The 13,390-nt window shown below is 71.2% G+C and carries 14 protein-coding genes; 5 read left to right on the top strand and 9 right to left on the bottom strand.

From position 1 onward, the window contains the following. Positions 1-169 precede the first annotated feature (169 nt). The 6 genes from egtB to E1218_RS30860 form a co-directional block, all read right to left on the bottom strand. Positions 170-1,504: an ergothioneine biosynthesis protein EgtB gene (gene egtB, locus E1218_RS30885; RefSeq protein WP_132326580.1), complete on the bottom strand. Its 1,335-nt coding sequence runs from the start codon at positions 1,502-1,504 to the stop codon at positions 170-172. Then, a complete protein-coding gene (locus tag E1218_RS30880) occupies positions 1,501-2,721 on the bottom strand; it encodes a glutamate-cysteine ligase family protein (protein ID WP_132326579.1) in 1,221 nt (406 codons plus the stop codon). The genes egtB and E1218_RS30880 overlap by 4 nt, the downstream gene beginning before the upstream one ends. 245 nt (positions 2,722-2,966) lie before the next feature. Further along, positions 2,967-3,626, bottom strand: coding sequence for a (2Fe-2S)-binding protein (locus E1218_RS30875; protein WP_132326578.1), 660 nt, complete (start codon positions 3,624-3,626; stop codon positions 2,967-2,969). Continuing rightward, on the bottom strand, positions 3,623-4,396 hold the full coding sequence (locus E1218_RS30870; protein ID WP_132326577.1) for an ABC transporter ATP-binding protein: 774 nt from the start codon (positions 4,394-4,396) through the stop codon (positions 3,623-3,625). The genes E1218_RS30875 and E1218_RS30870 overlap by 4 nt, the downstream gene beginning before the upstream one ends. A gap of 3 nt (positions 4,397-4,399) precedes the next feature. Further along, complete coding sequence (locus E1218_RS30865; RefSeq protein WP_132326576.1) at positions 4,400-5,452, bottom strand: FecCD family ABC transporter permease; 1,053 nt, start codon at positions 5,450-5,452, stop codon at positions 4,400-4,402. Then, complete coding sequence (locus E1218_RS30860; protein ID WP_132326575.1) at positions 5,452-6,480, bottom strand: FecCD family ABC transporter permease; 1,029 nt, start codon at positions 6,478-6,480, stop codon at positions 5,452-5,454. The genes E1218_RS30865 and E1218_RS30860 overlap by 1 nt, the downstream gene beginning before the upstream one ends. 78 nt (positions 6,481-6,558) lie before the next feature. Between E1218_RS30860 and E1218_RS30855 the strand changes: the two genes are divergently transcribed. Together E1218_RS30855 and E1218_RS30850 are read left to right on the top strand one after the other, a co-directional pair. Then, positions 6,559-7,536: an ABC transporter substrate-binding protein gene (locus tag E1218_RS30855; RefSeq protein ID WP_132326574.1), complete on the top strand. Its 978-nt coding sequence runs from the start codon at positions 6,559-6,561 to the stop codon at positions 7,534-7,536. Positions 7,537-7,556: 20 nt separating this feature from the next. Beyond that, positions 7,557-8,183 carry a hypothetical protein gene (locus tag E1218_RS30850; protein ID WP_132326573.1) on the top strand — a complete coding sequence of 209 codons (627 nt, stop codon included), beginning with the start codon at positions 7,557-7,559 and terminating at the stop codon, positions 8,181-8,183. Here E1218_RS30850 and E1218_RS30845 read toward each other — a convergent pair. From E1218_RS30845 to folP, 3 genes are read right to left on the bottom strand one after another with little or no spacing between them, the layout of a single operon-like run. After that, positions 8,176-8,859 (bottom strand): class III extradiol dioxygenase subunit B-like domain-containing protein, encoded by a 684-nt coding sequence (locus tag E1218_RS30845; RefSeq protein ID WP_132326572.1) that lies wholly within the window; start codon positions 8,857-8,859, stop codon positions 8,176-8,178. The two genes, E1218_RS30850 and E1218_RS30845, sit on opposite strands and share 8 nt — an antisense overlap. Positions 8,860-8,861: 2 nt before the next feature. Continuing rightward, on the bottom strand, positions 8,862-9,584 hold the full coding sequence (locus tag E1218_RS30840; protein WP_132326571.1) for a pyrimidine reductase family protein: 723 nt from the start codon (positions 9,582-9,584) through the stop codon (positions 8,862-8,864). Next, on the bottom strand, positions 9,584-10,459 hold the full coding sequence (gene folP / locus E1218_RS30835; RefSeq protein WP_132326570.1) for a dihydropteroate synthase: 876 nt from the start codon (positions 10,457-10,459) through the stop codon (positions 9,584-9,586). The genes E1218_RS30840 and folP overlap by 1 nt, the downstream gene beginning before the upstream one ends. A gap of 120 nt (positions 10,460-10,579) precedes the next feature. On the opposite strand from folP, the gene E1218_RS30830 reads away from it, so the two are divergent. From E1218_RS30830 to E1218_RS30820, 3 genes are all read left to right on the top strand, one after another. Continuing rightward, positions 10,580-11,905 (top strand): L-fuconate dehydratase, encoded by a 1,326-nt coding sequence (locus E1218_RS30830; protein ID WP_132326569.1) that lies wholly within the window; start codon positions 10,580-10,582, stop codon positions 11,903-11,905. After that, positions 11,902-12,654 carry an SDR family NAD(P)-dependent oxidoreductase gene (locus E1218_RS30825; RefSeq protein WP_132326568.1) on the top strand — a complete coding sequence of 251 codons (753 nt, stop codon included), beginning with the start codon at positions 11,902-11,904 and terminating at the stop codon, positions 12,652-12,654. The genes E1218_RS30830 and E1218_RS30825 overlap by 4 nt, the downstream gene beginning before the upstream one ends. Further along, on the top strand, positions 12,651-13,390 hold a 740-nt coding region (locus tag E1218_RS30820; protein ID WP_132326567.1), incomplete at its 3' end, for an aldo/keto reductase. The genes E1218_RS30825 and E1218_RS30820, both read left to right, overlap by 4 nt.

Below are 13,390 nucleotides of genomic sequence, written 5' to 3'. Positions count from 1 at the left end.
ACCGGTGTGAGGTCGGCATACCAGGCGAGGCCGAAGCCGTCGGCGTTGACGGTGCCGCCGCCGCGCATGTCGTCGGGGGCCCAGCTCTGCTCGTAGAGCGAGTGCGATGGTTCCAGGACGAGTGCGGCCAGGGTGACCGGCGGCCCCAGGTAGGCCAAATGGCGGCACACTAGGCGAGCTCCTCTGGCCGCGGGTCCCGAGCACAGCGGAACCCGGCGAAGATCTGCCGGCGGACCGGGTAGTCCCAGTTGCGGAAGGTACTGCGAGCCACGACCTCGTCGGCGCCGAAGGAACCACCGCGCAGCACCTTGTAGTCGGTGCCGAAGAAGACCAGCGAATACTCGTCGTACGGGAACGCGCGGAACCCCGGATACGGCCGGAAGTCGCTCGACGTCCACTCCCAGACGTCGCCGATCAACTGCTCGACGCCCAGCGGCGAAGCGCCCGCCGGGTACGCACCGACCGGAGCCGGCCGCAGGTGCCGTTGCCCGAGGTTCGCATGCTGGGGCCCGGGGTTCTCGTCACCCCACGGGAAGCGCCGCGTCCGCCCGGTCGCCGGGTCGAACCGCGCCGCGAACTCCCACTCCTCCTCGGTCGGCAGCCGCTTCCCGGCCCACCTCGCGTACGCCTCGGCCTCGTAGAAACAGACGTGCACCACCGGCTCGTCCAGCGGCAACCGCTCGCGATGACCGAACCGCAGCCGCCACCACTCGCCGTCCGCGAGCTCCCAGAACCGCGGCGCGACCAGCGACGCGCTCCGCACATGGGCCCACCCGTCCGCCGACCACCACTGTGGATCGTCGTACCCGCCGCTCAGCACGAAGCGCAGGTAGTCGCCGTTGCGCACCGGCGCGGTGTCGATCACGTACGGCGCGACCCGGACGGCGTGCGCCGGGCGTTCGTTGTCCAGCGCCCACGGCTCGACCGACGTACCCATCTCGAAGACCCCGCCCGGCACCAGCACCTCCGGCGCGGCCAGGCGGCGGCCGGCCGGTGGCGGCGGCGCGTCGAGCACCGGGACTCCGGCGCGCAACTGGTGCGTCGCCAGCATGGTCTCGTCGTGCTGCTGCTCGTGCTGCACGATCATCCCGAACGCGAACGCGTTGTCGACCAGCTCACGCCCGCCGTCGAACGTCACGTGGTCGAGGACGTCGAGCACCTTGTCGCGGACCTCGACGACGTACGCCCGGGTCTCCGACGGACCGAGCAACGGCAGCGCCGGCCGGTCCGCGCGTGGGTGCATGAACGCGTCGTACAACTCGTCGATGTCCTGCCGCAGCGGCTCGCGGCCGCCGACATCGCGGACCAGCCAGAGCTCCTCCTGGTTGCCGATATGGGCGTAGTCCCAGATCAGCGGGGACATCAGCCTGGAGTGCTGCTTGACCAGGTCGTCGGTGTCGACCGCGTCGGTCAGCTGGACGGTCCGTGCCCGCGACCGCTCGAGCTGCTCGGCGACGTACGCGCGCAGGCCCTCGGGCGAGAGTTCGGACAGTTGGTGGGTCATGAGGCTCGCCTTCCGTGGGTGTCTTCGACGATGCGATGCAGCCGGGTCGCGACCTGATCGCTGAGTTCCTGGTCCACGCCGGTCCGGGCGAGGAGCTCGGTGCCGAGTTCGACCACCGAGCGCGCGGCCTCGAGGACGAGCTTGTCGTCGAGACCTTCGCGGGCAGCCGGGAACCAGCGGCCGGCCGCGGGCTCCGCGGCCGCGAGCACCCGGTCGAGCGGGCCGGACATGAGCGCGGTGAGCAGCAGGGTGGGGGCGATCCAACCGTCACCGGTCTGCGCGTCGAGGTAGCGCACCTCGAGGTACCCGCGCGGCCGGACCGGCGGGAACAGAGTGGACAGGTGGTACTCGAGGTCGTCGTACGTCGGTCGGTCGCCAGGCAGCTCGCCGTCCGCCCAGGCGCCGAACGTCAGCCCGGCCGGCGCGTCCCAGGTGTCACCGCGGCGGAAGCACAGCACCGGTGCCTCCATCGCCATCCGGGCCCACGCGGCGGCGGGGTCGCCGCCGAGCGGCGGCGGCTCGGTGAACGGGGCGCAGGTGCCGAAGGTCGCCTCGGTCCGTGCCGACGCCCAGCCGGTGTCCGCGCCGGCGCGGCGTCGGGAGTTGGCGAACAGGGCGACGAGGGCGGGGCCGAGATCGTGCAGGGCACGCCAGCGCAGAGCGGTCTGATCCAGGTCGCCGGCGTCGAGGCAGATCTGCAGGCCGGCGGTACTGCACATCATCCGCGGACCGTGCGGGCCGAGCCGCTGGAAGGCGGCCTCCATCGCGGCGTAGCGGGGAACGGTCAGGATCCGGCGGGGAGTGCGGAAGGCGTCCAGGCCGTGGTCGCCCGGGACGAGGTCCGCACTGAGAAGAAGGGCGGTCAGCTCGGCCGCGTCGGCGGCGGTGTCGTCGATCAGCCGCGGGATCGACGCCGAGGCGGGGCCGGAGATCTCCACCTGGCCACCCGGCTCCACCGTGACCAGGGCACCCCGTCCGAGCGGCAGTTGCGGGCTGCCCCGGACCAGGGTGGCGGGCGCATGCACGCCCAGGGCCTTGCGTAGTCGATCGGCGTCGAGGGGCCGGCGCGGATCGTCCGCATGGTGCACCGTCCACTCGAGCTCGACGCCGTGCAGTTGCGGAGGACCGTGCTTGAAACAGACCATCGCGACGAACCCCTCCGCCTCGGCCCGGGAGCCGATCGGAGTCGTCGCCGGAGCACCACCGGACCCGGTCATAGGGCCCCCGGCCTGGACTGAGGAGCGGAGGGAGCGAAGCGACTGGAGCGACGAGGGAAGGCCGGGAACCAAGGCCCCATGTCCCGCCGCGCCGGAGGCGCGGCCATCTGCACAGTCATGGGTGCGAACCTAGCCCCGGACAATCGGCCGGACAACCGACGGCGGATTACCTGCCGGTGACGTCGTACACCTGGAAAAAGTCATGCCGGACATCGTGCCCGGCCCCACCGACAGTTTTTTCCGAGTCAGCGGAAGCGGGGGCAGGTGCTGCACGCGTCGACGTTCGGCAGCGCGTAGAGATAACAGCACGACGTGCGAAATCGCTGGTCCAGCGACACCTCGAAGGCGGCCGCCGCCTGGTCGGCGTACGGCGCCTCCTCGGGCAGCCGGATCGCCTGCCGCACCTCGTCCTTGACCGCACCGAAGCGCTGGAACGGGCCGATCTTCACGCCGGGGCGGTACGAGTCCAGAAAGGCCGCCGTGTGCTTGTCGAGCTGCACCGCGGCCTGACCCATCGTGACGATCCGGTCGGTCAGCAGTGCGATCTCGGACGGGTAGTGCGCGGTCGGGTGTCGCCGGAAGGCCAAAGACCCCGGCGACACATCAGGTGACACTCCTGCCAGTGCCGACGTGACTCCCGCGACCAGTGAGGGCACCTGGACGTACCACATAAGGGTGAACATCGCAGCGACCTGCACAGGCGGCTCCGTCGCGTACTCACGCCCGTAGTCGTCCTGCAACGCTTTCCGCCACTCGTACGTCGGGTCGCCGCCGGCCTGCTGCTCCGCGACCACTTCTGCGCACGACACCCACTCGGGTCCCGGCACCGAGTCCGCAACCCGTACGGAGGCCCAGCTCACCGTGTCGTCCACCATGGCGGCGAGACGACTGACGGAATACGTCACCCAGCCAGCCTACGGTCGGGGACGACGACCGGAGCTCCCCGGACCTCCACCACGGTGGCCTGCAGCCCGAACACCTCGCCCAGCAGCTTCTCGGTCAGTACGTCGACCGGCCGCCCTTCAGCCGCGATCCTGCCCTCCGCCATCACCACCAGATGGTCGGCGTACTGCGCAGCCAGGGTGAGGTCGTGCAGCACAGCCACCACGGTCCGACCGGACGCAGTGGCGGCGTGCACCACGTTCATGACGTCAACCGCGTGCGCCAGGTCCAGGTACGTCGTGGGCTCGTCGAGCAGCAGGTGCTGAGTCCCCTGCGCCAGCACCATCGCGATCCACACCCGCTGCCGCTGACCGCCCGACAACTGATCGACAGGCCGCTCGCGCAGCTCCGTCAGCTCCACCGCGGCCAACGCCTCGTCGATCGCCGTGTCGTCGTCGGACGTCAGCCGACCGAACAGACCACGGTGCGGATGGCGTCCGCGCGAGACCAGCTCAGCTGCCGTGATCCCCTCCGGTGTCACGGGGCCCTGCGGCAGTACGCCGAGCTTCCTGGCCAGCTCGCGCGCCGGCAGCTTGTGGATGTCTTTCCCGTCCAGCAACACCTGACCGCTGTGTGGCGTCAGCAGACGGCTCATCCCCCGCAGCAGGGTCGACTTGCCCGACCCGTTCGGTCCGACGACGGCGGTCAGCTGCCCGGCCGGCACCTCCAGCGTCAGTCCGGTCACCACTGGCGCATCGGCGCCGTACCCGAGGGTGATGTTCTCGACGTGCACGGTTCAGCGTCCCTTCTGCTGACGACCGATGAGATGAAGCAGGTACGGCGCTCCGGCCGCGGCCGTGACCACACCGACGGGCAGCTCGTACGGCCCGACCTGCAACCACTGGAGTCCGTTCCGGGCCAGCAGATCCGCCAGTACGACGAACAGCGCGCCAAGCATCGCGGTCGTCAGCAGCGGCGGCCGTTCCATCCGGGTCAACCGCTGTGCGACCTGCGGTGCGACCAGTGCGACGAATGCGATCGGCCCGGCGCCCGCAGTCGCCATCGCTGCCAGTACGGTCGCGATGACCAGTAGCGCCAGCCGGATCCGCGCCACCCGCACTCCCAGCGACGATGCAACGTCGTCACCGAGCACCAGCGCGGACAGGTCCCGGTTGAACATCATCGCCACCGGCACCAGCAACAGCACGGCCAGCAGCACTGGTGCGGCGTCACTCCACGCCCGAGCGTTGAGGGACCCGGCCAGCCACGCGGCCGCCCGGCCGGCGTCGTTGACGTCACCGATCACCAGCAGCCAGGCGACGAGCGAGTTGGCCGCGGCCGCGACGCCGACCCCGATCAGGACCACCCGACCGGCGTCGACCACGCCGCGCTGGATCGACAGCGCTCCGACGATCAGGGTCGCGAGCAGTCCACCCAGTACGGCGGCCAGCGGAATGCCCACCTCGGCCGCGAGACCCGAGATGTTCCCTCCGCCGGTGCCTGCCAGCACGATCACCGCGACAGCACCCGCGGACGCGCCCGAGTTCACGCCGACGATGTCCGGGCTGGCGAGCGCGTTGCGCGACAGGGTCTGCAACAGCGCGCCCGAGACCGCGAAGGCGATCCCGACGAGCAGTCCGGTCGCGACCCGGGGCAGGCGGAGCTCGAGGACGACGAGCCGGGTCCCGCGGCGGCCGCCGCCGAGCAGCACCTCGACCACGTCCGCCACCGGCAGTTTCGTCGTACCGACGCTGAGCGAGATCAACGCGACCACGATCGCGAGGGCCCCGAAGAGCACGCTGAGGACGACCGTCCGCGAGCTGATCGAGCGCGGTCTCCGCTGCAGCATCACAGCGCCACCGCCCGGCGACGGACGACGAGGACGAACAGCGGCGCCCCGACGATGCCGAGGACCACGCCGGCCTGAACCTCACCGGCACCGCCGACGAGTCGACCGACCAGGTCCGCCAGCACCAGCGCCGTCGCGCCGATCAGCCCGGCCGCCGGGATCAGCCAACTGTTGCGCGCCCCGAAGATCCGCCGCGCGACATGACCCGCCAGCAACCCCAGGAATCCGATCGGACCGCAGGCCGCGACCCCGGCCGCGGTCAGCAGCCCGATCGCGGCCAGACCGACCAGCCGCGCCCGCCGGATCGACAGTCCGAGGCCGGCGGCCACGTCGTCGCCGAGCGCCAGCAGGTCCAGGTCCCGGGCATTCACGAAGGCGAGCAGGAGACCGACGACCGCGAACGGCAGCACCTGCCCGGCGACGTCCAGACCGCGACCAGCCACCGAGCCGACCGCCCAGAAGCGGTAACTGTCGAGCGTGTTCGCGTCGAGCAGCACGATCGCCGATGTCGCGGCACCGAGCATCGCCGCGACCGCCGCACCGGTCAGCGCCAGGCCCACCGGCGACGCCCCGCTCCCCCGCTCGGCCAGCCGCTGCACTCCGAAGGTGGCGAGCAGAGCGCCGGCGAGCGCGGCCCAGACCGTGGACGACACCGACTCGACCAGACCGACCTGCAGACCGAGTACGACGGCGAAGGCGGCCCCCGAACTCACGCCGAAGATGCCCGGCTCGGCCAGCGCGTTCCGGGTGTGGCCCTGCATCAACGCACCCGCGATGCCCAGGCAGCTCCCGATCAGGACGGCGACCACGGTCCGCGGGAACCGCAGGTTGCGGACGATCACGTCGGCGTCGGATCCGCTGTCGGCGACGAGCGCGTGCCAGAGCGCGCCCGGTCCGACCCAGCGCGAGCCGAGCGCCAGGCTGGCCGCGAACGCCAGCGCCACGACGGCGACCAGGATCAGCAGCGCGACGGTACGGCGTACCGGAGGTCCGGCGACCGGACGTGCGGCAGGGGCAGCTGAGCGCATATGGTTAGGTTTGCCTTACTTCACTGAGGTGGTGAGCGCCACCTTAACCTGCGACCCCGTCCGACCAGGAGAACACCCGTGCGCCTGACCCGCCTGACCACACTGCTCGCCGTCTCCGCCCTGGCCCTGACCGGGTGCGGCAGCTCGCCGGACGAGGAGTCGCCGGCCGCCGCCGGATCGTCCGAAGGCTTCCCGCGAACCGTCGAGCACGCGATGGGCAAGACCGAGATCCCGGCCAAGCCGAAGCGCGTGGTCGCGCTCGACGCGAGCTTCGTCGACGCCACCTTGATCCTCGACACCCCGGTGCTCGGGTACACCGAGTACCGCAACATCCAGGGCAAGCTGCCGGACTACCTCGGCGACGACCGGACGACGTTCGGCGCCGACGCGCAGGCGGTCGGCACCCTCGCCGAGCCGAACCTGGAGAAGATCGCCGAGCTCGACCCGGACCTGATCATCACCGCCAAGGTCCGGCACGAGAAGCTTTACGACCAGTTGTCCGCGATCGCGCCGACGGTGATGTCGGAGACCACCGGGCCGACCTGGAAGGACAACATCCGGCTGGAGGCGAAGGCGCTCGGCCAGGAGGACTTGGCCGAGAAGGAGATCGCGGCGTACGAGAAGGCTGCCAGGACCGTCGGTGACGCGATCAACGCCAAGGCGGGCAACCCGACCATCTCGATCACCCGGTTCATCGACGGCCCGACCCGCCTCTACCAGAAGAAGAGCTACTCCGGCATCGTGCTCGAGGACGCCGGCCTGGCCCGGCCGAAGTCGCAGGACGTCGAGGACTTCGCCCTGGAGATCAGCCCAGAGCGGATCAAGGACGCCGACGCGGATGCGATCTTCGTCACCGTCTACGCCGACGAGAAGGGTCTGAGCGCCAAGACCGCCGCCCAGTTCGAGGCCAACCCGCTGTGGAAGCCGCTGGCCCCGAAGGTCCACGAGGTCGACGACACCACCTGGATGACCGGCGTCGGCCTGCAGGGCGCCTGGCACATCCTCACCGACCTGGCCAAGACCTTCGGAGTCCCCGCCCCGGCGAAGGCCGACTGACCCGTCGGTAGGGTCGGAGCGTGACGGCTCTGGAGCGGTGGCATGTCGGTCCGTGGACCACGCGCGGGAGCCGGCCCGGTGAGCCGGGCCGGACCCGAACCCTGGACGAGCTGCACTTCGACGTCGTCGGCCTGGCGCGCATCCTCGGCCGACGGCTGTCAGGCCGCGAGGAGTTGCAGGTGCGGCTGTGGCAGAACGAGTTGCGGCCGACGCACACGCGGCTGTGCGGTGTGCACACGCTGGCGGATGCGGAGAACGCACAACTCCTGCGGGATACGGCCGAGAAGGCGCTGGCGTGGCTGGGCGAGCGGGCGCCCGCCGGGTACGAGTTCGTCCTGACGGACGCCGTCGAACTGCGGCCGCTTCTCGATCTGGACGCGGACGTGGTCGCCGTCGACGCTGTCGTCCAGCTGGCCGACGCCGAGCTCCCGGCCGCGCGTCTGGCGGCCTCGCACGTACGGCGCTCGGCCTCAGGCGACTGGTACGCAGGTGACGCGGTCTGCAACTGGTCGGGCCCACACGACACCGCCGACGCCGCGGTTACCGCCGTACACGAAGCACGGTTGCGGCTCGTCGATCAGTTGCGGTCGGCCGGTCGTGATGATCTGGCCGCCACCGCGGACCGCTGGCCGCCCGTTCCTACGTGAAGCTGGCGACGAAGTAGCCGATACCGTAGGGGGCGGCGTGGTAGGTGAGGTCGCCGCTGAGGCCGGTCTCGAGGACTCCCGCGAGGATCTGCCACGGTGCGCGGCCGGCGGCGTGCAGGTCGGCCGCCAAGTCCGGGTCCAGGGCTGCGAGTACGGCGGAATCCGCGCGGTCCAAGGCGCGGGCGACAGTGGTGTCGAAAATCTCGGCCCGGGGGTGCAGGTGGACCGGTGAGTGTTCGCTGCGGCGGGCCGAGCCGTCACCCATCACGAGCAGACCGATCCGATCAGTGCCTGCGGCGATTTCCCGGCCGAGCTCGAGGCAGCGCGCAGGCCGGGCGTCGGTGGGCACAGCGACATAGGAGCGGGGCAGGCCGGCGGCCTTGGTCTGCTCGATGAGCCAACCGCCCATCGCCAGCGAGAGCGGCAACACCGCGGCGCCCGTCCCCAGCCGCACACCCGGAGCGCCGTACGCGCCGAACGAACCACCGGCCGACCCGTCGTAGGAGGTCGCGGCCGTACCCGACCCCAGCACCAGCAGGCGATCGGCGACCGACAGGTGCTCGACCGCGGAAAGGCACTTCGCGCGGAGATCGTCCAGCTCCGGGGCCGCGCCGGAGGCGATCTCGGGGACGAGCAGGGGCGGGTGCGGGCAGACCGCGGCGCTCACGACCGGCACGCCTACGCCTCCCGCACGTAGCGGAGGAACACGTACCCGTCGTCCGCGGTCAGCACGGACGTCAGCGTCATCCGCCGGGTCACCGTCTCCGGGCCGGCTGTGATCCGCGCCGAGCCCGGACCGGCCAGCACCGGCGCCAGCGTCAGGCACAACTCGTCGACGAGATCGACCGCCGTGAGGGATCCCAGCAGGTGCGGGCCGCCCTCGCACAGGATCTGCGGCATCCCGCGCTCGCCCAGCTCCCGCACGAGCGCCTTCAGATCGATTTCACTCCTCCCCTGGACAAGCACCTCGGCGACCTCGGCCAGCGCCGCGCGCCGATGCGGCGGTGACGCCGAGTGGGTGACCACGATCGGCCGGACCGCCGACTGGAAGATCGGGTTCACCGGACTCAGCTCCAGCCGGGACGAGACCACCACGAGCGTCGGGTTCTCCGGCAGTCCGGACGCCCGGCGCCACTCCCGGCTCGCCGCCGACAGTCGCAGCGGGTTGTAGCCCTCGTCGCGGATCGTGCCGGCGCCGACCATCACGGCGTCGGACAGCATCCGGATCCGGCTGAACAGCCGGCTGTCCGAGTCGCTCGACAACGCCTTCGACCGGCCGTCGATCTCGACCGCGCCGTCGAGGCTGCTGACGAAGTTCGCCCGCAGGTGCGGCGCCGACCGGTCGGCCTGCTCGTAGGCCGCGGCCAGGTCGGCGTCGGTGAGGTCTTCCAGGCGACGCATCAGGCGAGACTCCTTCGGGTTCCGGCGGGCTGTGCGGTGCCTCGCAGTACGGCGACCAGGTCCAGCGCCTGGCGAGCCGCCGGTACGTCGTGAACGCGGAAGACCCGGGCTCCGAGCCAGGCCGACACGGTGAGCGCGGCCAGCGTGCCGTTGCCGCGCTGTCCCGGCGGCAGCTCGAGAGTCTCGCCGATGAAGTCCTTGTTCGACACCGCGACCAGGACCGGCCAGCCGGTGGCGGCCAGCTCGTCCAGGCGGCGGGTGAGCTCGAGCGACTGCAGCGTGTTCTTGCCGAAGTCGTGCGTCGGGTCGATCAGGATCCCGTCCGGCCGGACGCCGGCCGCGACCGCGCGGTCGGCGAGGGCGGTCGTCGTCCGGATCACGTCGGCGACCACGTCGTCGTACGCCATCCGGTGCGGGTCCGTGCGCGGCGAGAGGCCGCCGACATGGCTGCAGACCAGCCCGGTGCCGAACTCGGCGGCCACCGCGGCCACCTCCGGGTCGGCGCCCGCCCAGGTGTCGTTGATCAGGTCGGCGCCGGCCTCGGCCACCCGGCGGGCGACGCCGCTGCGGTAGGTGTCCACGCTGATCACCAGCTCCGGGTGCCGGGCGCGGATGCCGGCGACGAAGTCCACGGTCCGGCGGAGCTCCTCGTCCTCGCTGACGGGTTCGCCGTACCCGGCCTTGACGCCGCCGATGTCGACCAGGTCGGCACCGTCGGCGACCGCCTGGTCGATCGCCTGGTGCGCCGCCTCGGTGGCGAAGGTGGCCCCGCGGTCGAAGAAAGAGTCGGGGGTCCGGTTGACGATCGCCATCAGCGCGAACTCGCCCGCAGCGAACGACCGGCCGCCCAGCCGCAGTACACCGCGCTCCGCCATGTGGTCGACTCTAACCGGCGGACCGATCCGCCCCCGGCAGGTGACCGAACCTGCCCAATCTGCCACATATCCTATAGGATTCATGCCGTCAGTCCGCCCACAGCAGCAGATCGGGTCCTCATGCCACGCTTCACCGAGCTAGAGACGTACGACGTCCGCTTCCCCACGTCGCTGGACCTGGACGGCTCCGACGCGATGAACACCGACCCGGACTACTCCGCGGCGTACCTGATCGTGCGGACCGACGCCGGTGACGGCCTCGAGGGCCACGGGTTCGCGTTCACCATCGGCCGCGGCAACGACATCCAGACCGCTGCGATCGAGGCGCTCCGCGACCACGTCATCGGGCTCGACGTGGACGCGACCCTCGACGACCTCGGCGGATTCTGGCGGTCGCTTGTGCACGACTCGCAACTGCGCTGGCTCGGCCCGGAGAAGGGCGTCATGCACATGGCGATCGGCGCGGTCGTCAACGCGGTCTGGGACCTGGCCGCCAAGCGGGCCGGCGTACCGCTGTGGAAACTGCTGTCCGACCTGACCCCGGAGCAGATCGTCGACCTGGTCGACTTCCGCTACCTCACCGACGCGCTCACCCCGGACGAGGCGCTGGAGATCCTGCGCGCCGCCACGCCGGGACGGGCGTCGCGTGAGGCGCAGTTGCACGACCGCGGATATCCGGCGTACACGACGACCCCCGGCTGGCTCGGGTACGACGACGCCAAGCTCGTCCGGCTCTGCCACGAGGCCGTGGCCGAGGGGTTCACGCAGATCAAACTGAAGGTCGGTGCCGACCTGGACGACGACATCCGGCGGATGCGGCTCGCCCGCGAGGCGGTCGGCCCGGACATCCGGATCGCGATCGACGCCAACCAGCGCTGGGACGTGGCCGACGCGATCACCTGGGTCGAGGCGCTGGCGCCGTACGACGTCTGGTGGGTCGAGGAGCCGACGAGCCCGGACGACATCCTCGGGCATGCGGCGATCGCGGCCGCCATCGCGCCGATCCGGGTCGCCACCGGCGAACACGTGCAGAACCGGGTCGTCTTCAAGCAGTTGCTGCAGGCCCGGGCGTTGTCGGTGCTGCAACTCGACTCCGCCCGCGTGGCCGGGGTGAACGAGAACATCGCGATCCTGCTGCTGGCGGCGAAGTTCGGCGTACCGGTGTGTCCGCACGCCGGCGGCGTCGGGCTGTGCGAGCTGGTCCAGCACCTGTCGATGTTCGACTACGTCGCGGTCAGCGGGTCGGTCGAGGACCGCGTGATCGAGTACGTCGACCATCTGCACGAGCACTTCCTGGACCCGGTGGTGATCAAGGACGGGCACTACGTCACGCCGCTGCGGCCAGGGTTCGGCGCCGAGATGGATGCCGAGACACTGGCGGACTACCGGTACCCGGGTGGCAAGATCTGGACGGACCTCACTAGTTCGAAGGAGAGCCACAAGTGACCGACTTCGCCGGCCTGAAGGCCGTGGTGACCGGAGGCGCGTCCGGGATCGGGCTCGCCGCCGCCTCGCTGCTGGCGTCGAGAGGTGCGCAGGTGGTCGTGTTCGACCTCAAGCCCGAGGTCGCCGAACCGCTGACCGGGATCACCACGGACGTCGCCGACGACAGCTCGGTCCGGGACGCGGTCGCCAAGGCCGCGCTCCAGCTCGGCGGCATCGACATCGTGGTGAACAACGCCGGCATCGGCGCGCAGGGCACGGTCGCGGCCAACGACGACGAGGAGTGGCATCGCGTCCTCGACGTCAACGTGGTCGGGATCGCGCGAGTCACCCGGGCCGCCCTGCCGTACCTGCGCAAGTCGCCGGCCGCGGCCATCGTGAACACCTGCTCGATCGCGGCCGTCGCGGGCCTGCCGAATCGGGCGCTGTACTCGGCCTCCAAGGGCGCCGTACTCGCACTGACGATGGCGATGGCCGCCGACCACGTCCGCGAAGGCATCCGGGTCAACTGCGTGAACCCTGGTACCGCGGACACGCCGTGGGTCGGCCGCCTGCTCGAGGCCGCCGTCGACCCGGCGGCCGAACGGGCCGCCCTGGAGGCGCGTCAGCCGATGGGCCGGCTGGTCACCGCGGAGGAGGTCGCCGCGGCGATCGCGTACCTGGCCAGCCCGTTGTCGGGTTCGACCACCGGTACGGCGCTCGCGGTCGACGGCGGGATGCAGAACCTGCGACTCCCGGCGGCCCGCTCATGAAGCTCTTCCCGGACGACCAGCGGGTGGGGCTCGGCGGCGCACCGATCGGGAACCTGCTCGGCGAGGTCAGCGACGCCGAGGCCGTCGCCACCGTGAACGCGGCCTGGGACGAGGGCTGGCGGTACTTCGACACCGCGCCGCACTACGGACTCGGCCTGGCCGAGAAGCGGCTCGGGCGCGGCCTCGACGGCAAGCCGCGGGACGAGTACGTGCTGTCGAGCAAGGTCGGCCGGATCATCTACACGGCCGACACGGCGACCGCCGACGACGAGGGCTTCGACCTCAGCACCACCCGGCGGCGGCGCTGGGACTTCTCGCGTGCCGGGGTGCTGCAGAGCATCGAGGACTCCCTGCGCCGGATCGGCACCGACCGGCTCGACGTCGTGTTCGTGCACGACCCCGACGACCATTACCAGGAGGCGGTCGCGACCGCGTTCCCGACGCTGATCGAGCTGCGCGACCAGGGTGTGATCGGCGCGATCGGCTCCGGCATGAACCAGTCCGAGATGCTGACCCGGTTCGTCCGGGAGGTCGACATCGACGTGATCATGCTGGCCGGGCGCTACACGCTGATCGACCCCGACGGGCTGGACGACGTACTCCCGGCCTGCCTGGCGAACGACGTCCAGGTAGTTGCCGTGGGCATCTTCAACTCCGGCCTGCTCGCCCGGCCCCGGCCCGCCCCGGGTGCCACCTTCAACTACGCACCGGCCGCCGCGTCCCTGGTCGACAAGGC

This window comes from Kribbella turkmenica (assembly GCF_004348725.1).
Classification (GTDB): domain Bacteria; phylum Actinomycetota; class Actinomycetes; order Propionibacteriales; family Kribbellaceae; genus Kribbella; species Kribbella turkmenica.
Note: the sequence above shows the minus strand (reverse complement) of the source record. Positions and strands in the feature narration are given on the sequence as shown.